Source organism: uncultured Psychrobacter sp. (genome assembly GCF_947500265.1).
Classification (GTDB): domain Bacteria; phylum Pseudomonadota; class Gammaproteobacteria; order Pseudomonadales; family Moraxellaceae; genus Psychrobacter.
Genome location: NZ_CANMRN010000003.1, coordinates 202,993 through 229,165, shown reverse-complemented (window position 1 = coordinate 229,165; position 26,173 = coordinate 202,993). Strand labels below are relative to the sequence as shown.

The 26,173-nt window shown below is 40.5% G+C and carries 21 protein-coding genes and 3 tRNA genes; 23 read left to right on the top strand and 1 reads right to left on the bottom strand.

Features of this window, described 5'->3' with window-relative positions; translation table 11 throughout:
- Nucleotides 1–160: 160 nt before the first annotated feature.
- The 23 genes from Q0788_RS05850 to Q0788_RS05740 all read left to right on the top strand — a co-directional run bounded on the left by Q0788_RS05850 (nt 161) and on the right by Q0788_RS05740 (nt 25,678).
- Nucleotides 161–1,678 (top strand): AAA family ATPase, encoded by a 1,518-nt coding sequence (locus tag Q0788_RS05850; protein ID WP_298808692.1) that lies wholly within the window; start codon nt 161–163, stop codon nt 1,676–1,678.
- 15 nt (nt 1,679–1,693) lie between these two features.
- The gene (locus tag Q0788_RS05845) at nt 1,694–3,214 is read left to right on the top strand and encodes a hypothetical protein (RefSeq protein WP_298808691.1); all 1,521 of its coding nucleotides are present in this window, start codon (nt 1,694–1,696) and stop codon (nt 3,212–3,214) included.
- A 226-nt stretch (nt 3,215–3,440) separates the two neighbouring features.
- A tRNA-Pro gene (locus Q0788_RS05840) sits at nt 3,441–3,517 on the top strand.
- Nucleotides 3,518–3,622: 105 nt separating this feature from the next.
- A tRNA-Arg gene (locus Q0788_RS05835) sits at nt 3,623–3,699 on the top strand.
- A gap of 41 nt (nt 3,700–3,740) precedes the next feature.
- Nucleotides 3,741–3,816, top strand: a tRNA-His gene (locus Q0788_RS05830).
- A gap of 445 nt (nt 3,817–4,261) precedes the next feature.
- Nucleotides 4,262–5,197 (top strand): AraC family transcriptional regulator, encoded by a 936-nt coding sequence (locus tag Q0788_RS05825; protein ID WP_298808690.1) that lies wholly within the window; start codon nt 4,262–4,264, stop codon nt 5,195–5,197.
- Between the two features lie 320 nt (nt 5,198–5,517).
- Complete coding sequence (locus Q0788_RS05820) at nt 5,518–6,579, top strand: hypothetical protein (RefSeq protein WP_298808688.1); 1,062 nt, start codon at nt 5,518–5,520, stop codon at nt 6,577–6,579.
- Nucleotides 6,580–6,662: 83 nt separating this feature from the next.
- Entirely contained in the window at nt 6,663–7,865 is a 1,203-nt protein-coding gene (gene gspF / locus Q0788_RS05815; protein ID WP_298808686.1) for a type II secretion system inner membrane protein GspF, read from the top strand.
- 527 nt (nt 7,866–8,392) lie between these two features.
- Nucleotides 8,393–8,830, top strand: coding sequence for a type II secretion system major pseudopilin GspG (gene gspG, locus Q0788_RS05810; RefSeq protein ID WP_179798223.1), 438 nt, complete (start codon nt 8,393–8,395; stop codon nt 8,828–8,830).
- A gap of 244 nt (nt 8,831–9,074) precedes the next feature.
- Nucleotides 9,075–9,623, top strand: coding sequence for a protein-disulfide reductase DsbD N-terminal domain-containing protein (locus Q0788_RS05805; RefSeq protein WP_298808683.1), 549 nt, complete (start codon nt 9,075–9,077; stop codon nt 9,621–9,623).
- 47 nt (nt 9,624–9,670) lie between these two features.
- Nucleotides 9,671–11,800, top strand: a complete 2,130-nt coding sequence (locus Q0788_RS05800; RefSeq protein WP_298808680.1) for a protein-disulfide reductase DsbD domain-containing protein — start codon at nt 9,671–9,673, stop codon at nt 11,798–11,800.
- A 384-nt stretch (nt 11,801–12,184) separates the two neighbouring features.
- Nucleotides 12,185–13,633, top strand: coding sequence for a phospholipase A (locus tag Q0788_RS05795; RefSeq protein WP_298808678.1), 1,449 nt, complete (start codon nt 12,185–12,187; stop codon nt 13,631–13,633).
- Between the two features lie 75 nt (nt 13,634–13,708).
- A complete protein-coding gene (locus Q0788_RS05790; protein ID WP_298808675.1) occupies nt 13,709–14,545 on the top strand; it encodes a ComF family protein in 837 nt (278 codons plus the stop codon).
- Nucleotides 14,546–14,870: 325 nt separating this feature from the next.
- A complete protein-coding gene (locus Q0788_RS05785; RefSeq protein WP_298808673.1) occupies nt 14,871–15,389 on the top strand; it encodes a Tfp pilus assembly protein FimT/FimU in 519 nt (172 codons plus the stop codon).
- The gene (gene pilV / locus Q0788_RS05780) at nt 15,386–15,976 is read left to right on the top strand and encodes a type IV pilus modification protein PilV (protein ID WP_298808671.1); all 591 of its coding nucleotides are present in this window, start codon (nt 15,386–15,388) and stop codon (nt 15,974–15,976) included. The genes Q0788_RS05785 and pilV overlap by 4 nt, the downstream gene beginning before the upstream one ends.
- A gap of 1 nt (nt 15,977) precedes the next feature.
- On the top strand, nt 15,978–17,087 hold the full coding sequence (locus Q0788_RS05775; RefSeq protein WP_298808669.1) for a PilW family protein: 1,110 nt from the start codon (nt 15,978–15,980) through the stop codon (nt 17,085–17,087).
- A complete protein-coding gene (locus Q0788_RS05770; RefSeq protein ID WP_367179711.1) occupies nt 17,087–17,890 on the top strand; it encodes a PilX N-terminal domain-containing pilus assembly protein in 804 nt (267 codons plus the stop codon). Before Q0788_RS05775 ends, Q0788_RS05770 begins: the two co-directional genes overlap by 1 nt.
- A gap of 82 nt (nt 17,891–17,972) precedes the next feature.
- Nucleotides 17,973–22,034, top strand: coding sequence for a hypothetical protein (locus Q0788_RS05765; protein WP_298808667.1), 4,062 nt, complete (start codon nt 17,973–17,975; stop codon nt 22,032–22,034).
- Between the two features lies 1 nt (nt 22,035).
- Nucleotides 22,036–22,542 carry a type IV pilin protein gene (locus Q0788_RS05760; protein WP_298808665.1) on the top strand — a complete coding sequence of 169 codons (507 nt, stop codon included), beginning with the start codon at nt 22,036–22,038 and terminating at the stop codon, nt 22,540–22,542.
- Nucleotides 22,536–23,072: a type IV pilin protein gene (locus tag Q0788_RS05755; RefSeq protein ID WP_367179710.1), complete on the top strand. Its 537-nt coding sequence runs from the start codon at nt 22,536–22,538 to the stop codon at nt 23,070–23,072. The genes Q0788_RS05760 and Q0788_RS05755 overlap by 7 nt, the downstream gene beginning before the upstream one ends.
- Before the next feature lie 367 nt (nt 23,073–23,439).
- On the top strand, nt 23,440–23,892 hold the full coding sequence (locus tag Q0788_RS05750; RefSeq protein WP_298808664.1) for a pilin: 453 nt from the start codon (nt 23,440–23,442) through the stop codon (nt 23,890–23,892).
- Between the two features lie 6 nt (nt 23,893–23,898).
- Nucleotides 23,899–25,179 (top strand): O-antigen ligase, encoded by a 1,281-nt coding sequence (locus tag Q0788_RS05745; RefSeq protein ID WP_298808663.1) that lies wholly within the window; start codon nt 23,899–23,901, stop codon nt 25,177–25,179.
- A gap of 13 nt (nt 25,180–25,192) precedes the next feature.
- Nucleotides 25,193–25,678: a pilin gene (locus Q0788_RS05740; RefSeq protein ID WP_298808661.1), complete on the top strand. Its 486-nt coding sequence runs from the start codon at nt 25,193–25,195 to the stop codon at nt 25,676–25,678.
- 84 nt (nt 25,679–25,762) lie between these two features.
- On the opposite strand, the gene fdxA is transcribed toward Q0788_RS05740, so the two are convergent.
- Complete coding sequence (gene fdxA / locus Q0788_RS05735; protein ID WP_101205516.1) at nt 25,763–26,086, bottom strand: ferredoxin FdxA; 324 nt, start codon at nt 26,084–26,086, stop codon at nt 25,763–25,765.
- Nucleotides 26,087–26,173 lie beyond the last annotated feature (87 nt).

Sequence of the window (26,173 nt, the reverse complement as noted above, 5' to 3'; positions counted from 1 at the left end):
GATTGGTATAGTCAGTTCAATATGACTGATATACAAGGAAGCCGAGTGAAAGTACTACAAATAGTAGACTAAGCGAGACGAACACCGCATCTAATTTATAGAGGGTTGACTATAGTTACCATGCCAATAGACAGCCACGTTATAATGACAAAATGTTAGCATGTCTGTTTCAAACCTGTTTTCAATGCCGCTGGATAACGTTATGCCTGATATATCTGCTCATGAACCGACCAATATTATTTATACGGGTGTTGCTGGTACAGGTAAAACCTATAGGTTGCTGCAAATCGCGAAGCAATATACCGACTATCTACCCAAGACTGAAAATGAAGACTTATTAGAACAGCTGCTGCAAGGTCTAAGCTGGCGCGAAGTATTATGTTTGGTATTTTTAGATTTACGTGCTGAACAACAGGATTTGTTAAAGGTACGAGAAATTATTGATCATCCTTTTTTTATGACCAAAGCTGCTCAGAACTCACGTGATAAAAATCTGGATAGCACAGCTTGGTTAGAGCTACGCAGACATAGTCCTACGAACTCTCAAACAGTCAGTTTTGATAACCGTGCTAGCCAAGCTTATTTTGACAAAGACAATAGTGGAGCATGGTATTTATTACCTGAAAGTATGGTGCTACTAGAAGGTTTAACACAGCAATTAGCAGAATTTCAGCAAGCAAAGCGTGACAACCAATCTCATCAAAATCAGAATATTGCTCAGCAGCGCTTTAGTATGGTGAGCTTCCATCAAGCCTACGGTTATGAAGAGTTTGTAGAAGGTATACGCCCTGTCATGAGTGGCACCGCTCAAGCAAATAGTAGCCCTTCTAATCAAACTCAAATGAGTTACGCGGTGCAAGATGGAGCATTCCTGAAGCTGTGCCAACGCGCCGCCCGTGACCCTCAGCAGCGTTATGCAATGCTGATTGATGAGATTAACCGTGCTAACGTGTCACGGGTGTTTGGCGAGCTTCTTAGTTTGATAGAGCCTGATAAACGAGCGGGCAAGCCAAATACGATGACAGTAAGTTTGGCGTATTCTGGACGTGCCTTTAGTGTGCCTGCCAATGTTGATATTTATGCCACTATGAATACCCAAGACCATTCTTTAGCACCACTTGATATGGCGTTACGTCGACGTTTTCGCTTTATTGATTGTCCGCCGCAGCCTAATTTACTATCGACAATTCGTGACAGCAATGACATTGATGCTGGCCTATCTGACGGTTCAGAAGCAGCTATGATAGATTTGAGTAAATTACTAACAGGTTTGAATAGACGTATTGTGCAGACACTGGGAGTAGAAGCGCAGTTGGGTCATGCGTTTTTATTCGCAGTCACTCAGTTAGAACAATTACAAACAGCTCTCGTTGAACAAATTATTCCTCAATTGGCTCAAGCAACTGGTGGTCAAATTACGGTGCTGCAGTATATCTTTAGAGATGAGCAGCAATCGACGAGTAAGCAGTTTGTACAGGACAGTCAAGCATTGACGAATGACGACTTGTATAATCCAATGGGCAACCAAAATAATGCTTCCGCTGAACACCAAATGTTTGCAGGGCAGGGTTCTTTTCTTGGTCAGTCTATGAGTATGAATAGCTATACTATCAATGCCGATCTGATCGCTAGGGATGGTGAGTTTAATAATGCTGCTATCTATCAGCGTTTGTACTAGCAGGGTGACCGTTCAGTGATAACGAATAATCAATATTACGCCAAAGAGCACGCTATTAGGGCAAATAGTCGTCAGACTCGTATCCCTAACAGTAGTGTCGTCACAATGAATGTTATCACCGTGTTTGAGCATCAACGTCTGACCGTGCATGATTTTTTGCAAGCGTCTGACTTCGACTGGCTAATGGCACAAGAGTTTGCAGTATTTACTATCAAGCGTAAGCGAGGGCAATGGCAGCTTAAGGTTGGGCACTACATTGGGATTATTCTCCTACCTAGTGGCATAACGCTTGAGATATTGCCAAAGCTAAATCAGTCTACTCAGCCTAGCGATATCGTCCAGACTCGTTATTGGGTACAGGGTATGCTATCGGATTTAATTCATCTTGATGCGCATAACAATCGTAAGCTACCCAATACGAAAAACTTCGGTCAGTTTAGTTCCCAGTCCGCTCCTTTACCGTTGAAAGTATTGCCTATATCAGATTGGCTGATTGAGCAGTTTTTGCAGCGTTTAATGGATTATCAACCAACCAAGCATTATCAGGCTCAGATTGATAATCAGGCATCTCTGCAAGGTCGACTGCTCATCAAAGAGCAACTGCGTCACAATAGTATGCAACCGCATAAGTTCATCTGTGAAAGTAGCGTATTAAGTCACGACATGTTGGCCAATCGGCTGATTAAGAGAGCATTGGTTTACTTGATGCCTTTATTGCCCCAGTTTATTTCTTCAAAACTGTTGCAGCCATGGCAGCAAGTGCCTACGCTAAACAACCGCGAAATGCAGCAGATAGCATTAATATATGCTCAAGCAAAGCGTCAGCTAGACGTTCAGCCACTCCAAAAGCAAAAATTGCATGCCGCGCAGCAGTTAGTAGACCTAGCATATTGGCTATTGAAACAGACGACAGCTGCGACAGGTAACGGTATTGATCCAAATAGACAAAACTGCTCTCAGCTAAGATTGTGTTTGTTAATTGATATGAATCAAGCTTTTGAGCAATGGGCAAGTCAGCGTATCGCATCGATGTTTCAGCAGGTTAGTAGCAATTACCGTCCTTTTTACCAAACTCAAAGTGTCTGGCTAAACGATGCTGAAGGACTAGCGTGCTTGTCTATACGGCCTGATTTGCTGATATTTGAAATCGTCTCCAATGATTGTCAAAATCAGAGTGATACAGCAGCTCATCAAACTCAAGCTAAAGACAAAACAAAAGGTCACTACAGTCATGTCATCGATATTAAGTGGAAGTACTTACCACATGCCGCTGCGATTAGTGCGAGCGACGCTTATCAATTGACTAGCTATGCACAAGCTTACTTGGCGGGGCAGGTCTGGTTGGTTTATCCGGTGCTAGGTCGTGATAGGCAACCAGTAGCGCTCAAGCAGCAATCACATTATGGTAATAATGATAGCAGTAGCGATGATATTAAAAACAATGAATCAATTGATGCCTATTTATGGTTAATGCCGTTTGATGTTTTGACAGGCACACTTAACGGTGAAGTACTGCCACATTTGGACAAAGCTTAATACGGTCATCAATGACTGATAGATAAAGGGTCTTACTGTCATTATTTTGGCGAAATTGACGTAATTTTAAAAAAATTAGCGATTATTTGAAATTAATCGAAAATAGGTGTTGACACAATCGCCTTTACCCCTTAATATGTGCACCTCGATAGCGAGGAACATTAACAAGTTAGCGGCATTGCCAACAACGAGTTGATTAACAAACTATCGTGATAATAGAGAATTTCGGAGTGTGGCGCAGTTTGGTAGCGCATCTGGTTTGGGACCAGAGGGTCGTAGGTTCGAATCCTATCACTCCGACCATCTATTTTAAGAGCCTTACAGGCTTTTTTTTATGTATAACGGTTTAGTTTCTGATATAGTAAAATACATCGCAAAGTAAGCTTAGTATATAAAAGTCCTCTAAGAGCGCCTGTAGCTCAGCTGGATAGAGCATCTCCCTTCTAAGGAGGTGGCCGCAGGTTCGAATCCTGCCAGGCGCACCATTTAGCCTGCAAATCTTGCCTATTCTTTGGCAATAGTTATGGCGGTTGTAGCTCAGTTGGTAGAGCCCCGGGTTGTGATCTCGGTTGTCGTGGGTTCGAGTCCCATCAGTCGCCCCATATTTTATTCTGTATGTATCTACATACAAATCATATCTTAATCTAAAAATATATCAGTAATAGCACTCGCCCTTGATGGCGATTTTTTTATGCCTATTCGATTTTATCTCTATATTATCTTTACAAGATGAAACAGATAGAGTTTGATAGCACCTTCAATGCTAGATAATCCCCCAAATTTTTATCATCATTTCCTGTAGGTTTTCCTTAAGGCCTAGCGTGACTGTGTCTCCTCTACTATTGTTTAGTAGTTCTAATAAGTAAATAGACATGACGTTTTAAATGATGCATTATGCTTAAGTGTTATCACACCCATATTATTTAATAAAAATTATTTATTGGAGCAAGTATTGGCATGGAGCAAACCGACAGAACTTGTGATTAAGAATACTATTATTTTTTTAAGATGAATCGTTATTAATCTGCATTATTGAGGAATTGATTGATGGACGCACTGAGTGTATTGCTGCAAAACGTGCATTTATTTGAGACTAAGTATTATCGTCTAAATGGCACTGGCAATTGGTCTTATTCTATGACTAGAAAAGACACCATTTTATTTTACTTGGTAATGTCTGGCGGTTTTTGCATTGATGTTGGTAATGGTCTACGAGAAGCTCGCGCTGGCGACATGATCATGATTCCGAATGCGCACAAGCATGTGAGTTACGCACTCAATCACCATGGTGATGTTGCTGAGTCGCTTGATGAACTATTGAGTAATTGCACCGAGCGTACACTTGATATCGATGGCGATGGAGACCCCAATTCATCTTTGATACTAATCGAATGCAAATACGACAAAGAGATGATTAATCCTCTGTTGTCAGTACTGCCACCGATATTGCCAGAGCTCAATGATGCTGCTGACGGACGGTTTGAAGTGATTGATGTAGAGATAAAGCTGCTAACACTAGAAGCTGAGCGTGAGCGTATGGGCAAAACGGCTGTAATCAATCATTGGGCAAGCATCATGATGATTGAGTGTTTGCGCGTGTATATTGAAAGCTTACCTGAAGCTACAGAAAACTGGCTTAAGGCCATGAAAGATCCGTTTTTGACCAAGGCATTAGCCGCGATGCATGAGGCACCGAGTGAAAGCTGGACCATTCATCAACTTGCAGAAGTAGCAGGAATGTCGCGTTCTAGCTTTGCACAGCGTTTCAAAGACACCGTTGGTATGCCGCCACTGACTTATCTGATTGATTACCGCTTACGATTGGCGGCTCGATATTTACGCTTACAGCAAAACAGTATTAGCCGTATCAGCGAGATGGTAGGTTATGCCTCAGATTCAACTTTTAGTCAGGCGTTTAAACGTGTGTATGGTGTCTCGCCAAAAGCATACCGTCAGCAGTATCGACAGAACAATCTTGCATAGCTCTAGTTGCTGTTTATTTAAGTTATTTAAGTAGAATCTCGACGATAAGCGCTAAGGTCATTTATATGTCCTTGGCGCTTTTTTTAATTTGTGAATACATATTGTTTATAAACGTTGAACCATTCATATCTATAAAACCTTTGGTAACTTGCTATGGCTATTTTAGTTAAGGGCAGCTGACATTGAGTCTGTGTTCAGGTACTATGGGTTGATGAGTCGTCGAGACAAAAGCGCTGATGTTGTAACGCGCTATATGTCCTTATACGATAGGCATATAAAAGGATCGAGACGATGTTTATTTTCGCTGCTGATGGTATGTTATGACTGAACCGACCGCAAAGCTAAATGCAGGAAGTAATGGCCAACAAGAGGCTGCTGCAACTGCTAAAATAGAAAGTAATGTTGATAAAAACACTGCTATAGAGAACCCGCAGGTCAGCAAAGATGCGCCGAAAAATGAGTCGGTAGAGACACCTGATAAGGCGGCATTATTGACGATGTTTACTTTGCCAGATATCGAGGCGGTAGCAACTGAAGCAGTAATATCTGAGTCATCCGATAGTCTTACAGTAGCTGCAAAACCTGTGGCTCAAGAAACTAATGTCGCTACGCAGCGTGTTGCGCTTTATCGTGCTCAGCACGAGCGTACTCGACTGTTATATATGGCATCTGCCAATACGCGTCCTACTTACTTAGTACAAACCCTGAAGCCGCAATTCGCAGAATATCAGCAATATTTACTTGCGCAGCAGCTTGATAAACGTGGGTTGATGGATACGGATACGCTCGAAAGACTCTGGCAGCAGCTGCATGTGGTCGATGACATTATTGCAGATATTGTGCGTCATATGCCTGCGCAGCAGCCCGCCGGTTGGCAACTGACGACTCAAGATGGTCGCAATCCATTGTGCTTTGCTACAGTCGGTAAGTTAAAGCACGGCAAGCCAATTCGCGACCAAGGTAGCCTCAACAGTTATGTACTTGGTCACTTTGGCGTAAGTAGTTTTACCTACGATCGAGGCTATTATATTGGTCATGTGGTTGGTTATTTATTCAGCTGTTATTATTGTGCTCATCTGTCGATTACTTATGGCGTCACAGCCCTTGGCCAGCAAGTCGTGGCTGACTATGATTACGCCAGTCTTGAAACCCCGCATATGGTTAGATTATTACAAGGTCTTGACGGTTATTGCAAAAAACGCATTTATCAGTTGGCCGTTATTTGTGCGCGCTTGAGCGTGTTCGCGAGTGATAAACGTATTGAAAGAATGCTAATCGCTGAAGTTAATGATTTTGATAAAAAGCTACAGCAGCAGCATCTGGATGTTTTGCTATTACAAGGTTTGATGCCTGATAGTAATGACTCAACGCCACTTTTTTAAGCGTAGAATGTCAAATTAATAGAATTCTATTAAGTCATAAATCATAACTATCTACTTGTAAGCTTCTTAGGATATCTGTTGCCATGCCTGCCTATCATTTCAAAGCGCTTGACGACCATGGCGTTGTCCAAAAAGGCTTGCTAGAGGGGGATTCTGCGCGGCAAATTCGCCAGCAGTTGCGCGATAAGCAATGGACACCCGTTGAAGTCAATCCGGTCAATGACAGACAGAGTCAGAGCAAAAACCGCTACAAAAAACCGTCTGCATACGAGTTGGCATTGCTGACACGTCAGTTATCTGTATTATTGGCAGCGGGTATCCCACTTGAGGAAACCTTGGCAGCGGTTGCTAAGCAATCTCCAAAGACTCATATAAAATCCCTGATGCTTGCAGTGCGCTCACATGTCTTAGAAGGACTCAGCTTAGCACGTGCCCTGCAACAAGCTGCTAGCTTCCCACCGTTATATATCGCTACGATTGCTGCAGGCGAAAAATCTGGTCACCTTGATCTTATCCTCAATCAACTAGCAGACTACACCGAAAACCGTTTTGCCCTCCAAAAGAAAATCCAAGGGGCCATGGTCTATCCGATTGTTCTGATGGTAATGGCAATTGCGGTAATTATGGGGCTGATGAGCTTCGTTGTACCCAAAATTGTCAAAGTCTTTGAACAGTCTGAGCAAGCGCTGCCTTTGATTACTCAAATCGTTCTCACGCTATCGAATATCATTACTCAGTGGTGGTGGTTGATACTATTGGTATTGGCAAGTACTGCATTTTTATTCTACCGTTTTGCCCAAACGCAAGCAGGTAAATTAACCATTGATAGCGTGGTGCTTAGGTTGCCGATACTAGCCAGATTGTCGAAAGGATTAAATGCCGCGCGATTTGCCAGTACTCTTGCGATACTAGTACGCTCAGGAGTGCCTTTAATTGAGGCATTACATATCGGTGCTGCGGTCACGACCAATTTGTATATCCAAAAAACGATTATTACTGCGGCTGATAGGGTCACAGAAGGCTCTAGTTTGTCTAGCCAGCTAGAGAAATCTACTTACTTTCCACCGATGATGGTACAGATGATAAAAAGTGGGGAGAACTCAGGCGAGCTTGAAAATATGCTCAGCCGTGCCGCCAATATGCAGGAGGCAGAAGCAACCAATTTTATTAGCACCTTATTATCATTACTCGAACCTCTAATGTTGGTGCTGATGGGCGTAGTAGTCATGATTATTGTAATGGCGGTTATGCTACCTATCGTTAATATGAACGATTTGGCAGGCTAGGCTCATTCGCTAGCTGATGATTTGCCATACTCTTTACATATAGTCAGCTCTCCTTTTTCAATATCTCTATTTAGTTCTCTTTTACTCTATTCATATCACCTGACTTACTTGCTAAACCTTGGACTAGCTTTCTTAAGGTTTGCTTACTGTTGTATATTGTTGAACGAACGCTATTTTTGCTATGGCAAACACCAGCCCCGCGCTATAGTAAGCACGGTTTAATAGTCATACATTTAGAGTCAGCTAACATTTAACTTCGGCTAAAATAGCAAACCCAAATTCAAACTAGGCACAGCGCTGGATAAAAATAAAACCATGGTTTATAGTGACAATAGTTTCAGAGCTCATTGATATAGTATTGATGAGAGCCACAATAGAACGCCACTTTTACTATTTACATAACTGTGATGACCAAAGCGATGACTATGACTGACAAACTCCAAGTAAATATGACGCCAAAAAGTGCTATTCAGGATATGCAATCCCATTCAAATATTGTAACTGACCATAAGATCGCTTCTTCAGCTATGCAGCGCAGTGTGAGGACAAAGTCTGGTCAAGCAGGATTCACTCTTATCGAAATTATGGTCGTTATTGTGATCCTAGCCATTCTTGCTGGATTAGTGGTACCAAAAGTAGTTGGTCAAAGTGATAAGGCCCGTGTTAAAACAACTGAAACGGCGCTTGCCACTGTCTCAAATGCGCTAGATATGTATAAGGTTGATAATTCGCGCTATCCGACGACTGCTCAAGGGCTAGAGGCGCTTACGACACCGCCAGCTGATGCAAAAAACTATCCTGAAGGTGGGTATATTAAAGGTGGCTATCCAACTGATGGCTGGGAAAATGAGATGCAATATGTTGCACCAGGTAGTGAAGGGCGCCCTTACGATTTATTTTCGTTAGGTGCTGATGGTCAACAAGGTGGTGAAGGTCAAGATGCGGATCTTTATGCTCAGCTATAAAGCTTAATAACAGACGTATAGTGAATAAGTTCTGATACTGATATAGCTTTGTAGCATGAAACATTCGCTCATCGATGCACTTTCAACAATTTATAAATATCAACCAATATTCCCTTATTGGTTGATATTTTTTATCAGTAGATAAACTGCCTACTGTTCAATACAAGTTTGATAGCCAGTGCTATAAATATATCTAGGCGCTCAGCAAAAAGTCATCGCAAACTGCAATTAAAGGTAATCATTTATGTTGATCCAAAATTCTAATAAATACTTTTTTAAAAACCTTTATAAATTGGTTCTAACCGTCGCCAGTACTTCATTAGTAACGGTTCTGTCAATGACATCGGTCAGTGCACAAGCAGCAGGACTAAACGACTTATTTAAAAATAGCTCCTCGTCAAACTCAAAGTTCTTACCAGTGGATGAAGCCTTTCAGGTGGTCAGTAATACCAAAGCGACTTCCAAAGGCACGCGGTTGTCGATCAGTTTTGAAATTACGCCAGGGCATTATGTCTACAAGGATAAGCTTACGTTGAGCTTCCCTACAGGAATAAACGCTACGCCGTTCACTTTTAATCAATCACCAGTATCAATCAATGATCCGACCTTTGGTCAGGTTCCTGTATTTACGCAAAGAAGCGTCATTGCAACCACGACAATGACGACCAGTAATGGTAAGGGTGCCAAAAACGCGCCTCTTATTATTGGTTGGCAAGGGTGTGCAACGGCTGGGCTATGCTATCCACCAGAAAAAGTTAAAACCAAGATAGACATTGCTGCGACACGCAGATAAATAGCGAGCAGATTGATTAAAATATCGGTAATAATAGGTAGCCATTCATGTCCATCAAGACATCACCAAAGTCCTCATCATTTAGCGTATCTACCCATTCGAAAAAATCCCATATCTTAGCGCTTGCTATCGCTAGTGGCTCATTGTTGACAGGTTTATCAGCGACATCGACGGTACAAGCGGCAGGGTTAGGCGACCTTTTTGGTAGTAGTGAAAGCTCATCGAAGTCAAAGTTTTTGCCAGTAGATCAAGCGTTTCAGGTAAGTACAGATAGTACCCCTGTCAAAGCAGGTACGCGGTTATCTGTTAATTTTGATATCACTCCTGAACATTACGTCTATAAAAAGCAAATCAAGCTTACGCTACCCGCTGGCGTGACGGCTGCACCTTTTACCTTTAGCCAGACACCATATTCGATAGATGATCCGACATTTGGCAAAGTACTGGTATTTGACCAAGCGAATATGGTCGCTACCACCACACTGACAAACAATAGTGGCAAGAATATAGAAGACGGAGCTATCGTCGTCGGCTGGCAAGGCTGTGCAAAAGCAGGACTGTGCTATCCACCTGAAAAGATTAATACGACTGTCGATATTGCAGCTGCATCGACGCAGGTATCAGCAGATAGTGAGAGTAGTGCGAGCTCGACCGATTCAGAGAATAGTGCTACGACGACACCAGAGGAAGCAAGCTCAACAGCTCTTGATAATCCTTTGCCTGATGAGGCGCAAGCACTGACAGACGATGGGGCTATTGATTATGATCTCATTGATGACAGCGCTGTAGAGTATGATTCTTTAGATAGTAATGCAGCGACGAATACGATTTCTGTAGCAAATAGCAGCGTAACAGGCGAGACGGCCAATAGTGAAAATACCTTGAGCAACAGTTTCGTTGATAGCGATCCTTTTGGTTTGGCTTCTCACCCTTGGCTGGCATTAGTACTATTATTTCTAGCAGGCTTAGGCTTGGCCTTGACGCCATGTGTGTTACCGATGTTACCTATCGTGGCCAACATTGTAGCCCGCGAACAAAACCCAACGGTCAAACGCGGTGTCATCTTGACCACCAGTTACGCGATTGGGGTAGCGACTGCTTACGGAATTTTGGGCGCTGTTATCGCAGTATTCGGTGAATCTTTAGGTATTATTGGTTGGCTGCAGAATCCAATTATTCTCATTAGCTTTGCTATTGTTTTTATACTTCTCGCACTATACATGTTAGGTCTTTTCAGTGTGCGATTACCACAAGCGATCAGTCGAAAGATGCAAGGCTTAAGCCAAGCAGGTGACAGTAAGCTTGGTAGTACAGGCGGCAGTTTAATCGCTGGGTTTTTATCAGCGCTAGTCGTGTCACCTTGTGTTTCTGCGCCATTATTTGGGGCATTATTGGCGGTTTCTACTATTGGTAGTCCGTTGCTCGGCTTTGCCGCTTTATTCATGCTTGGTTTTGGTTTATCAGCGCCGCTTATCCTAATCGGTGCTACTCAAGGCAAGATTATGCCAAAAGCAGGCGAGTGGATGAATTGGGTCAAGCAAGGCTTTGCTTTACTACTATTTGCCGTGGCTTTGTTATTGATTGAGCGAGTTTTTATATCGCCAGTCATGCTGATGGTATGGGCATTGTGGTTTATGGTCGTGGCAACATGGGCATGGAGTTGGCTAGGTAAAGGTCGTATGCTGACCCAAGCACTAAGCCTTATCACTGGTATTTGGGCCGCTTGCCTAATAGTCGGCGCTGCATTGGGTAATGATGATAGCTTACATCCATTAGCGTCGTTGGGTGCAGCACCGATGATGGTACAGTCAACATCTGGTCAACCAGTGAATAGTGATAGCACCACTGATAAGACGATCACGACGCTTGCAGAGCTAGATGCCATTGTCGCAGCCAATCCGAATGTCATTGTCGATCTGACAGCAGAGTGGTGTATTGAGTGCCGCATTATGGACAAGAACCTGTTTCATAATCGCCCAGCACAAATGCAAGATTGGCAATTAGTAAAGCTCGATATTACTGAAACGACGGCAGACTCAAAAGCCGTGTTGTCTCGTTACCAACTCTTCGGTCCACCAGCGCTACTGTATTATATTGATGGCCAGCTAGTAAATCAGCAAGTGGGTGAGATTGGTCGCTCAGAATTTGAGCAAACATTATCGGCGTTGAACAACTAACATTTAACAATGAACACTTAAGAAACCAGTGTAATATTTCGAAAATTCTTAAGAATATTAAGAAGGCCAGTATACTAAGAAAGTATGCTGGCTTTTTTGATGCCTTTAAATTCATACTATAGAATGTTTATTAAGTATTTGTTATATAAGTAATTATATTGATAGATGCTTATTTTAACTATCGATAAAGCTAGTATCGTGCTTATATTTTCATTACAATAAAGAAACAATGCAGCAGGGGCACTAATTGTCATTTTTTTCGCTCCTAATATCTGCGATTAGCTGATAGTCTCAGTCAATTCTATTTTAGCGATAACGCTAATGGCTATATTAATTACCTCATATACTCTGCTAGCGCTAATGCTAGTTAGATAAAGGACACTTATGTTTGCCCATACCATTACTCAGCGTCACCAACAGCCGTCTTACCAGAATGCGCATATGCCTCTTCGTATTGCAGTTGCTCTTGCGTTGAGTTGTACCGCGATACAAGTACAAGCTGCTGATGACTCTCAGACTTATAACGAACTACCAGCACCCGAAGCTGCGTTTGAATACGAGGATCTTGACCTATCACAGAGTCTTGATAACAGTGCGATATCTTCTGATATGAGTACACAAAATGGCAAAATAATTAGCAAAGAATTTATTGCCCAGCAAGCCAAGCTGTTTTCTGAATGTACTCAAGTCCAGTCTAGTGCTGCTCGACTCGCTTGTTTTGATAAAGTAGCTGAACAAGGTAAGACACCAAGCTATACCTCAACCAAACAACCAATTGATTTGGCAAAAACCTTTCAAAGTACGGTCTCAGGTAATCCAAAAGTGATATTGGCTGAGTCTCAAACGGCGATGAGTGGTACGACAGTTGAAGATGCAGATACCATCTTGATGACCAATCAGCAAACAGCTGCTAGCAAATTGAAGGCAAGTGGCAATGTAGAAATAGATGCTGAAACGAATAGTGAGGCACAGATTTTAGAAAATGTCGGTGTCACTCAAACAGACATCGAAAAATTCTCGCCACTCAGTCTATCTTATGACCTAGATAAAAACAGTGAGCGTGGTACTTGGACGGTCAGACCATATCGACCGACGTATCTGTTGCCATTATTTTATACCTTTGATCCTAATTTAAATCCAAGCACACCATCACAAGAGACCGAGTCTCTAACTGCTAACGAGATGCGTGAAACTGAACTAAAATTCCAACTATCTTTGAAGACAAAGGTGGCAGAAGATTTGTTTGATACCAGTGCTGACCTATGGTTTGGCTATACTCAAGAGTCACATTGGCAAGTTTATAACGAAGACAACTCGCGTCCATTCCGTGCTACAGATTATCAACCTGAAATATTCCTGACCCAACCTGTAACAGCAGACCTACCTTTTGGTGGACGTTTACGTATGCTGGGCGCAGGTGCTGTGCATCACTCGAATGGACAAGATGATCCATTATCACGCTCATGGAACCGTGCTTACCTCATGGCAGGCGCAGAGTGGGGCAAGCTATCAGTCATACCGCGTCTATGGGCTCGCGTAAATAGTGATAGTAATAGCGATGATGACAACCCAGATATTGAAGACTACATGGGCTATGGTGATATCAAATTCTTGTACGATTTGCCTGCTGATCAGAGCATTAGCGGTACCTTGCGCTACAATCCAGGTACCAATAAAGGTGCTGCGCAAATCGACTATATCTATCCTATATCAGAGAACGTTAATGGTATGGTTCAGCTATTCCAAGGCTATGGTGAGTCGATCATTGACTATAATCATGAAAATACCTCTATCGGCTTTGGTATTGTACTGAACGATTGGAAAGGGCTTTAATTTAGAAAGAGCATCAATTTGAGAAAGGCTCTAACATAGGTGGAATTTATTATAAGTTATGAAAAATAATAGTTTATGCGCCGCTTAGCGCCTTATCAAACTGGACTGTGGTTGGCAGAGTATATGGATATGCGCTGCCAACTATGCCGTATTTATCGTAGTACACCACGATCTCAACTATTGCGCCATCAAGCACCATCTAGCCTACATAATATAGTGGATGCGCCGCCTACACGGACAGCCTTAAAGAAACACTCTTTTCTTACTAATATCGTTCATCAAGCAAACAGCTATTTGAGCAGTGGTTTACTTTGTGCTCACTGTCACAACGATATAACTTGGTTACCAAGACCTTTTGAAGTGGATATCGCTCCTAGTATATCTCTATCTATCCAAGCCTCTACTTACTACGAGTATCCAATACGTCAAGCTATCCGAGCATTTAAGCATCAAGAAGATATGACGAAATTGCCGTTATTATTGCATGCTATACGTCAATTACCGCGTCCACACGGTTGTCATCGCAATAACAGTGTGATTGTTGCTATGCCAACGACAAGTCAACGATTGGTCAAACGAGGGTTCGATCCTGTCAGTATTCTATCTGCCCAATTGTCTAAACATTGGCAGATTCCTTTATGGCAAGGCGTTAAGCGTATTGACGATACATTTAGTCAGCAAGGGCTGTCTCGTGCCGAACGTCTTAGTAACTTAGATAACGCCTTTGCTCTAATCGAAAAGCCTCCTACAAAATGCTTACTACTATTTGATGACGTATCTACCACAGGTGCAAGCTTACAAGCATTAGCGCGAGCGTTCATTCCACTTGCAACAGTAAAATCAGCAAAAGATAGCAGCCATAATAGTTATCAAATTTCTGCTTATGTGTTAGCACATGGCAGCAAAACCTAAACCCAATTTATCTTTATCAGTAATATCTAATTATTGCTAATATATTTCCTTAACGCTATATTGTTATAGATATGTATATTAATTTTTTGCTATGAGCTAAATGTCTAAGCAGTTTTTTGGCGAACTAATACATTAGTCAAGGACGTTAGAAAGTACCTATAGGTACTTTCAGATAATATTTATTAGATATCGTGGAATGAAAATTGCATGTTATTAAACAGATATATGCGAAAAATCATAGTAGTAAGACATAAGCATAAGATACTCACAATCAATATGCCATAAGCAAAAGACAGATAATTGCAGTTTTGAACAGGAATACTATGTGAATGCGTCTTTGAACACTCTACCACCTAAGCTGAAGAACGTAAGCTCAGGTTTTACCTTAATCGAATTAATGGTAACCATTGCTGTTCTTGCCATTATTGTGAGTATTGCAGCGCCTAGTATTAGTACTCAACTTGCTAATCAGCGGGTTAAGTCGACTACTTCCATAATAGAAAGCGCACTAAAAGAAGCTAAAGCTGAAAGTATTATTAAACGGCAAAATACTAGTGTTATTTATAACAACACTGCTAATCCGAGAACGATCACTGTGCAAAATAGCAGTGGTACATTACTTACTTATAATATAAATGACAGAAACACGGTGACGATCACGACTATGGGTAGTATTCCAGTTGCTATAACTACAGTTACCTTTCAACCAAACAAGGTCATTGCTAGCGATGAAAGTATTATGTATACCATTTGCGATACTGGCTCAAGCAATATTATACCTAGGCAAGTAAGTGTTAATAAGATTGCCAATATTAGTACTACAAACTCCGGAAGCTGCTCATGATTACTAAGTCTAGACAAGTAGGTGTAGGGCTAATAGAAGTTATGATTGCATTGCTATTGCTGAGTATCGCGGTGCTTGGCTATAGTGCACTGCAAGGACAAGCTATCAAGGTCACTAATGAATCCTTTGAACGCTCTCAGTCATTGGTAATGATGCGAAACATTGCGGAAAGGATACATTCAAATCCTTTTGCTATTGAAACTTATGAAAACGAAATTAATAAAACATCTTCTATTACTGCGCCTACTACACAATGTGGCTTAAATGGTGTAGCAGTGACTAAGCTTTGTACAGCAACAGAACTTGCAGTAGCCGAAAGTTATAGGATCAAGTTAGATTTACAGAGTTATGATTTTCAGATACAGATGCATCCTTGCCCTAATACTGGTGGCATAGGAACTGATGCAGCCACTAATATTATGTACTCATATTGTTTGATATCAGCTTGGGGGGAAACGACACCTACCATTGGTACAGATGATGAGACTGACTGTTTGACGGAAAGAGTGGTCGATGATAAAGATAAGACGGTAGTGGCTGGTGGTAATTATTACGCCAGAGCGACGTGTATGATGATGGAAATATAATATGAATCCACAACATCGAGACTATCCACAATCAGCTGTGCCGAGTAATAGCACACTTACTTCGCATACTGTAACTTTTAATAGAGTAAAGGGATTTACGCTAGTAGAGTTGATGATTGCTTTGGTACTTGGTCTATTGATATCAGCTGCTGCATTGCAGATTTTTTATACCAGCTCGGTGAATAGTCGTCGTCAAGAAGCCAGCTCACAAATTCAAGATAATGCTATCTTTGGTTTTTCGCAAATACAGCAGCATTTAAGACGAGCGAACTATGGTGCTAAATCAACCAGTGCTTATGATGAGTTTTTTATGAATCATTTAACGCCGCAAGGTGGAGTAGTGCTGACTGCACCAAGTGGTACTGGTACGCCAGTCAGTTGGTTACAGGGTAATCTATCTGGATTGGTATTGAATGGTAAGGCTGTTCCAGCAGCTTTATTATCAAGTAATGCGTCTGGCAATAGCATAAGTAACATAGATGGTATTACTAATAGCGATCAGTTAACGATTCAGTATAGGTCGGATAGAACTGGTACTTTTGACTGTGAGGGTACTGCAATACCAGAAGGTTTTTATGTGATCGAGCGATACTTTGTACGGATGGATACTACAGTTACACCTAATGCTCCTGGATTGGCTTGTGCATCGGCTATTTATGATTATGATGAGTCAGTTGCTGGAAGCCCAACTGGTATGGATATAAAAGAATACATCGTGCCAGGTGAAACAGCTGGGACAGCTAATAATCTAGCAGGTACAGGTACTATTATTATACCTAACGTTGATTACTTTAGAGCGAAGCTAGGTATATCTTCAAGTAGAGATTTTGCTACAGACCCTCAAAATTTAGACATTGCCTATATACCAATTCCCACCACTACAAACTTTACAACAGCCCTTAGTGCTAGACGTATCGTTAGCCTACAAATTGGTATATTAGCCCGTTCAGACAATCCGACAGCGACTCCGCAAACAAATAGTGAGTTGGCATTTACAGTTCTTGATAAATCTAATGTGAAACTTAATAGTGCTGCTGTCAATGGGCCGACATATTTACGTAATGTCTATGAAACTACAGTGCTATTACGTAATGCTAGAGGGGGTTTGTGATGAGATCTAAAAATATAAATCATCCTAAACTATCTATAAGTATATATAGAGAATCTGGGGCAGTGTTAATTGTAGTATTGTTAGTACTTATTTTAATTATGATAGTAGGGGCGATTGCTGTCAGACAAAGCACTACGGACTTAAAAGTGGCAACAGCCGACCAAGTCAATAAACTTCTGTTTCAGGCCAATGATGCTGCTCTACTAAAAGTTGAAAAAGAGGATCGTATCTTGAGTGCTGCTAGCCGTGAGAAGAATGATACTCTAAAGGGTTATATGTCTAGTGGCGAACGTGAAGGACACAAAGTCAGTTTTTGTGTTAGACCACGCAGTACTAAACTATTTAGTATCCTTGAAATAAGTGAGGTTGATCGTAACAACGCCTTATTGACCTCTAAAAATAACGGTTATTGTAATCCTGACGATAGTAATGACTATGTCAGTGAAGGTCGCGTGATTACTCAAATGACTTTTGTTCGACCTGAAAGTACGAGTATATTTTCTCAAGAAGGCTCAGGTACCTCGTCAAACGATGTTGAACCTTCTACAACAGGGGTCAATGCAGCTATTGGCTGTACTACTTTTATAGGCTACGTAACTTCGGTTATACCTGCATTATCTAGCGCGCCATTAGGAAATGCTGCGAGCAAAGATACTACTTCTATAGCAGGTTGTTTTAAACAACCGCGTACTGGGACTGATACTGTAGATAGCTGCTTAACTGCACTAAGTGTTCCGTATCAAACGCAACAACAGACTTATATAAACCAGCCTGTTGGCGTTACCTGTGTATCTGGAAGCTAAGAATATAATTTTTCAACTTGTCGTAGCAATATATAACAGTACCAGTTTATTTCTAACAGTAATTAGTATATGGGTGGTTATTATGAAAGTTCCGAACAGAATCAAAGTTAATAAGGCCCATCCTATTACTACAGGTTGGTCTCTAAAATTACTATCGACTGTAGTATTAGGCTGCATGGCTAGTAGTGCTGGTCATACAACAGATCTAGAGATATACCAAGGAGCTACTTACGGTAACGCTTCTATTATAATGATGCTCGATAACTCAGGAAGTATGGATAAGAGAAGTATTAGTAGCGATTATTCAGCGGTCTTATCTAGTGATGGTACCACTTCGGGAAAGCTAACTCAGGATCTTTACGATGATAAGGGTGTAAAAACAAATCAGGCTTATGAGTATGATGTAACTTATGTAAAAAAAGGAGATACAAAATACTACGACCGTATGTCACGTCTCAAAATGGCGCTCATGCCGATGTTTGCCAACCCGAAGAGTGATGCGGCCTTTGGTAAAAATGTTGATTTAAGTAAATATAGAATTGGATTAGGTAGTTTTTATAGTAGCTCTGGAAAAAGTGGCGGTAAGATCATCGATCCAGTGTTAGATTTGACTTTAGACAATCGAAGAAAGTTACTTACGACAGTTAAGTCTTTAAGTGCTAATACTAGCACTCCTACTGCTGATGCATATGCTGAAGCAGGTGCCTATATGCTAGGCACTAATACTCAGGCAGGAACATATGAAACACACTATACGGAAATAGGTTATCTAGAATATCGCCGCACAAATAATAAAAAGTACGATTTATATAAATGTAGTAACAACCAATCACAATTATCTACAGTAGATAATATCAAATATTACAAATGTAATGGTTATAGTAATAAGGATAAAGTTCAAAAGAATCTTGATAAAAAGGGAGATGCGGACCTTGATTTGTTGGGCGGGTTTGATTTCAGTCGTGAAGTAGGTGACATCACTTATTACTATAAAGGAAATACAAAAGACTGGGGCAATAGTAATGGGGCAAAAGGTGGTTTTGATCAATCTTCTGATGATACTAAGGTCAAACCAGAGCTATCAAAGTATGACTCTCCTATTAAAGGTGAAGCCAGTCAGTGTGATGGGTATGGCGTTTATTTTCTGACCGATGGCGAGCCTAATACATCAACCGCTGATACTATTAACCTGATGGAAAATAGCTTGGCGGGTAGCTCGTTGAGTATGGGCAGTACATGTGATTCTGGCTTAGCCAGTACAGGTAGATATGGGACAGCTTCTAGATGGGAATGTATCGGTGAATATTCTAAAAACTTATATAACAAAGGCAACCCTAAAAGTACTCTTATTGCGACGGCAACGGTTGGTTTTGGAAGTGTTTTTAAACAGCTCACAGATAAAGGGAAAATCACTAGAACTATTACTCGACCTAGCGGTGTCGTTGAGAATGTAGACGTTTACCAATGTGATGCTGATGGTATTAGTCAAGATGCCAAAAATCTATGTAAACTTGGCGAAAAAGGTGAAGGCTATGGTAATGGTGGCTTCTATTACACCGAAGAGCCAAGAGATATTGCCAATAGTGTTAGAAAGTTTATTGAAGATGTTAGTACTGCGGAAATTGATCCAATATCAGCAGGCACAATGTCGGTACCGCTTGATAGTCTAGGAGGGCTAGAATCTCGTCAATTCGCCTACTTACCTATTCTTGAGCCGATTCCTAAATCACCATTGTTATGGAAAGGTAACCTAAAGAAATATAAAGTCAAGAACTCTACCTTACTTGGTGGCGACAACAAATTCGTCTTTTCTGATAGCAGTGGGCTGTTTGCAAAAAACACTCATGACTTATGGAATACAATCACTGATACCAGTCGTCTTGATACCGCGAGACCCGATGGCGGTGCGCCGCAAATTGGTGGTGCTTATCAAAAAGTATTTGAAAATGCTACTACTGGTATAGGTAACAGAAACTTGTTTGTCGATAGTGGTGATAGCCTGGTCAATCTGAAAGTGGCTAATAACAAGCCAGTAAACTTCAACTCTTTATCGACAACATATAATGATAAGCAGAAAGTAGCTCTACTTAATTTTATGGGTTATAGCGAACCAGAAGAAGCAAAGATCAAAGATAATACAGCGCTCACGTCTACTCAAAATAAGGCATTAAAGAATATTGGCGGTGTTTTGCATTCTATACCGCAGCTTATTACCAAAGAAGTAGCGGTTGATGCTACTGGCAAGTTCGATACCAGCAAGCGTAAAGATTATATTATCTATGGCTCTATGGACGGTGCGCTACATATGCTCGACGATAGTACGGGCAAAGAAACCTTTACTTTTGTACCAAAACAGATTCTTGATTTGCAACCTAAAGCACTCACTGGTAGTGGTTCTGCAGAAGATGGTAGTTATCCATACGGTGTCGATGCTCCTTGGTTAACTTATGCCTCTTATACTACTAAGTCTACTACTACAGGTACCGGTGCTGCCGCAACAACTGTCAATACTTACGAATCTGATCAAAGCTTTGCATTAGGTGGTTTGCGGATGGGCGGTTCTATGTATTATGCGTTAGACGTCTCAAACTTCGAAAGTCCTAAAATAATCTATAGTGTGGGTTCGAATTACGCTAATCGCTTAAAAAAACTTAGTACAGATATAAGTGGTGTCAAAAATGGTGTTAGTGCTATTACTAGTAGCGCAGCTGCATCTGCCGACCAAAAAGCCTATGCTCGTATGGGGCAAACATGGGGTAAGCCCGCTCTTGGCTATGTCAAAAGTGGCGGCAAACGTGTTATGGTTAGCTTTTTACCTGGTGGCTATGATGCTTGCTATGAGAATCCAACATTTAAGCTAGATACCAGTTATCCGGATGACACTCAATGTAGCAATAAAGACGTTGCCCAGGGCAACAGCATTTATATGGTACAAGTAGGTGAGGTCATAACCAAAGCCAATAATGAAGAAAAAGTAGATACTTCAAAAAATAATGGTAATTTATTATGGTGGGCAAGTAATAGCGGTATTGGTAGTAACAGTACTTCTCGCTCTGCTTCATTACAGTACTCGAAGGCAGATGACCTTAAGCATAGTGTTGTCACTCAGGTTAGAACTCTAGATCGTAATTATGATGGTCTAATAGATCATATTTATTTTGCTGACTTGGGTGGTCAAGTATGGCGAGCAGATATCAATAACAATGCTGATACTGATAATTTCAAAGTAGATCGGGTAGTAAAAATATTAGATGTCAGTGATCAAGTTGGTACTGGTGATGCACCGCCGCGCATTTATGAGCGTCCGCTGATTACTTTCTATAACGGCAAGTATGCTTATAAAGATGCAGCTAATGCAACAGGTAATGCCAGTGGCGTACAAGCTATGGTAACGGTAGGGACGGGAGATCGCAGTAATCCAGTAACCGCAACCAGAAATATGCCTGACGCTCTATACAATATTATCGATAAGGATGTTGCCCGTAGCGATTTATTCTATTATGGAACTGGTACAGCAACGACGATTAGCATGCGTACACCTGTAAACAAGGTTGGAGTGGCATCAGATGAAAATAACAAACTACAAAAACTGACGTTCTCAGCTACAGATATTGGTTCAAATGGTATTAAGCAAAATATGCAGAACAATGCGGTCCAAGGATGGTACATGCCATTTAACACTTGGCTAAACGAGACGACACAAACTACTGGTCCTTACAAAATAAAAATGTTTAATGAACCCGATGCATTAGCTGGAGTATTAGTGTCCTCCTCATACAACCCTGACAAAGGACAAGTGATCCAAGCATGTAGTGCTGGTGTTAAAGGTGAGACTCAACGTGAACGTACTTGCTTGCCTTATGGTGCTTGCCTAGATGGCACAGGTAATGATGTACTGACCAGTCGCTCTACGTTTAATGCAGGTTCAGGGATTGTCGATAATATTGTAACTCAGTTCAATGATACTAGTATTTTTAGCGGACTAGTTAATCGTTGTGAAGGTGACTCTTGTACGCCTACACTTATTTGTCCAAATGGCAACTGTGATCCTGTACCGCCTACTTGTACGGGTCCTACTTGTAGTCCTCTAGATGGTTTTAATACTGACAAACGTATTAATCCACTCAGTTGGATTGAGCATTGATATGTCTCATTTATTAAACTATAAGGCTACGAAACAAGTAGGCTTTACACTTATAGAGTTGATGATTGTTATAGCTATGGTTGGTATTTTAGCCGCTATTGCGATACCGAGCTATCGTGCCTATATCATTCGTAATGCTGAAGCAGATGTACAGCGTAAAATGCTGTCACTTTCTAACGAACTTGAGCAATGGCGAGCTAAAGCATTAACTTATAAAGGTTTTGAGCCTCAGTCAGATAGTATCGCGGATAATACTGGAGCGATCAACCAACCTACCAATAATCCACGCTATATTATTAGGCTTGGACATACTACAGGTAGTACGCCAACATTTAGTACGTTACATGAAGGAAGCGCGCGTGCTACAAACTGGGTAATGATGGCGACACCAGTCGATCTTACAGGTGCGAACAGCTTTAAGATTACCAGCCAAGGTGTACGCTGTGCCAACAATATAAGTTTTGATATTGCGAATGATAACTGCGGGATAGGGGGGACAACGTGGTAACAATCAATGGGTCGGTTAGCACAGCAATATCTTCTGAGTCTTTTTCAAAGCAAACTGGCTTTACACTTATAGAGTTAATGATCGTCGTTGCTATCATAGGGGTGTTGGTAGCTATAGCGTATCCTAGTTACCAAGGGTATGTAGAAAGAACCAATCGTGCAGATATGATGAGTGAAATGCAACAGATTGCCAGTCGTATTGAGTCAAGCAAGGTCAACTATAAGCGATATGATAGGATACCACTCTCGTCTATATTTTCAGGAACTCCTGCTACAAATGGCAGTGTGAGTTTCCCTAGTTCGGGAACGGCGCTGTATACAGTTACAGCAGGTACAGGAACGTGGGGAGAGGCAGACTGGACGACAAGCACTGGTACATTAGCAGGACGTGATTGGACTATTATAGCAATACCAGTTACCGGTCGACGTATGGCAAATGATGGTAGTCTGACTTTGGATGATCAGGGTATAAAATGCCGAATTATAGGAACTACAGAAAAATGTGGCAAAGATAATGAATGGAGTAAATAATATTTAAGTTTGACTAAACAATAAACTGACAAAAAATGTCATCATACTTACGGTAAATGATTCTAATTTACATAAACTGACAATTTTTAGTAAACTGGTAGTAATATTTATACAGATATTTGTTAAGTATTAAAAATAGAGTTACCTATATAGGGAAAGTAACAATAGAAAATATATGGTTCATGGCGATAATTAGAATAAAAGTGATAAGTTGGCACGCTACCTGCAACGATAATAATACGAAGGTTAGATGCGTAAGTTCAGTAACTACTCATACTAGCAACCCCATATCTATAATAGATGGCAGATAGTGATACCAAATAGCGTATCAATCGATTTGTTATCACCTTACCCTAAAGGACATACTATGAACGCTCAAAAAGGCTTTACCTTAATCGAACTAATGATCGTTGTTGCTATTATCGGTATTCTAGCAGCTATTGCTATCCCTGCTTATCAGGATTATATTGCTCGTGCACAGGTCGCTGAAGCGTTTGCTTTAACTGCTGGACAGAAAACTGCTATTTCAGAATATGCACAGACTAATGGTGCTTATCCTGGTACAGCAACCGCACCAACAGCAGCATCTTTAGCAGCTAATGGTACTTATGCTAAATCTGAAGTAGAAGCAGATACTGGTGTTATTACTGTTACTATGGAAGCTGCAGGTACCGTAAACGCTAATGTTGCTGGTAAAACAATTACACTAACTCCACCTGCGCTTACAGGCACTAATACGACTTTTAATTTTGCATGTAGTTCATCTGGTACCAATAAACTTGATCAAAAGTATCTTCCTAAGTCTTGTGTAGCTAGCTAATCTCCAATGAGTAAGTTGTTAATAATCATTCAAAATAAAGAGCTATTAATAGCTCTTTATTTTTTGCTATTTATTTTAGGATTTACAACAGGTTTTAGTTATAGCTTTTATAATGAATATAGATTCTTTGAAATTGTAGTTCTACTAACCTTTAGCTTTAATGCCATATTCAATAAGCAGTTCGTCATTACGAAATTAGAACTATTGTTTTTATTGTTTTTAGTAGTAGGTGGTTTTTTTTGGCAACAGCCTATTTTTTCTATCACTGAATTACTGCTCGTCTATTTGCTTTATAAAAGCTTTCAAGTATTAGATTATAATAATGTCATTACTAGAATTATCATTCTATCAACTTTTCTATTGTTTCTACTCTTACCTTTATCCTTATTCGACTATATCAAAACAGGTAATTATGAAGCTAATTGGTATCCTCTACCTTGGAACATTAGAGTTTACAATAGTTATTTCTTAGTTATATCTATTTTATCTACTTGGTTATATTTAGCTGAAGAAAAGTATAAAATATTCTATTTAATACTTCTGTTTTTAGCTTTTTTCGCAGTGTTGTTAGACGGTGGTCGTTCAGTGACGATCGCTTATACTGTATTTATCGTGTTTATGAGTCTAGCTTATCGCAGTATACGCTGGCATCTTGTAGGGGTTTATACTGCTTCGTGGCTCGCCTATTTATCGCTTACTTATTACGCTATAAGTTCACGATCTTCAGAATTGAGGATTTTAAGAACAGCAACTTATGAGCGTTTAGATCTACTGGTTAATGCTTATAATTGTTGGTTACAAAGTCCTATATTAGGCTGTGGCTTTTATCAACTGGAAAATTATAAAGATATAGCGGCCCATCCACATAACTTATATTTACAAGTATTAAGCGAAACAGGCTTAGTAGGCTTTAGTTTTCTAGTTTACGTAATAATAATTATTGTCAAGAATATAGAATGGCAAAATATACATAGCTACTTTGCTGTTGCAGGTCTTTTAGCGATAAGTATTGATTTCTTATTTTCTGGAGTACATATTTATCCAGTCACACAAATGGCTCTATTATGGCTATTTATATTCTTGTTAAAAAACCCTATATTCCCTCATGCTCAGTATTACAATCGAGGTATTCCAAAAGCATCTCCTGCACAATATAAATTATCAGTAGTAGTGTTTGTTGCAATAGCTGCTTGGCTACTTTATATAGGCTTACGAGCCTTTACTTTTGGTTCTGATATGCCAATGACACCACCAAGATTTTGGGTATATGGCTATAAACTATTCTAACATGGCATGATGTATGCAACATATAACAAAAGATGATAAAGCTATGATTCTTATGTTATATATTTCAAAAGTCCGCATTGCGAATCAATCTGGATTTACTCTTATTGAGATGATGATTGTTATTGCAATCATAGGTATTTTGGCATCTATAGCTACTGTTAGTTATCAAAATTATATTAGAAAGACTCAGGTTATGATAATCTATCAGGAGGTAAATAGCTTTAGAATGCCTTACCAAATGCTTGTTAACGAAGGAGCAGGGGTAAGAAGTTTTGATCCTGGCGGCTTGAACATGCCTTTAGAAACAGAAAATTGTAAATTGAGTGTGACAGCGCCAAATATAAACGCTAATACCTCTAACGCTGTGCTTTGCCAAATTCAAAATTTAAGTTATCTATCTAATCAAACCATAAGTCTTGATCGAAGTGCTAGTGGTAGTTGGACTTGTAAAGCGTCCTTAAGTATTTCTCGTAGTTATTTACCAGTAGATTGCCAGTAAAATGGACAATAAAAAACCACCCAACAGCATATCACTATTAGGTGGTTTTTATTTTTACAATATCTTGGCACTTCGAGAAGGATACTATCTCTCTAAATACTGAATCTTACCTTCCACGCCATCCCACTTTTCAGCTTCTGGCATTTGTCCTTTCATCTCAGTGATGTTAGGCCATTTTTGCGCCAGCTCTTCATTTAGCTGAGTAAACATCTCTTGGTCTTTCGGAACCTCATCTTCTGAGAAAATCGCGTTGGCAGGACATTCAGGCTCGCATAGCGCGCAGTCGATGCACTCATCAGGATCGATGACTAGGAAGTTTGGGCCTTCATAAAAGCAGTCCACAGGACAGACTTCTACACAGTCGGTGTATTTGCAAAGAATGCAGTTATCTGTAACGACAAAGGTCATAGTGAGGTCTACCTGTTATTGGATTGGCTGATATAGTCAATCTCTTTCAAAAAAATTACTGTGTCAACCTTGCTTGAAGTATGATTT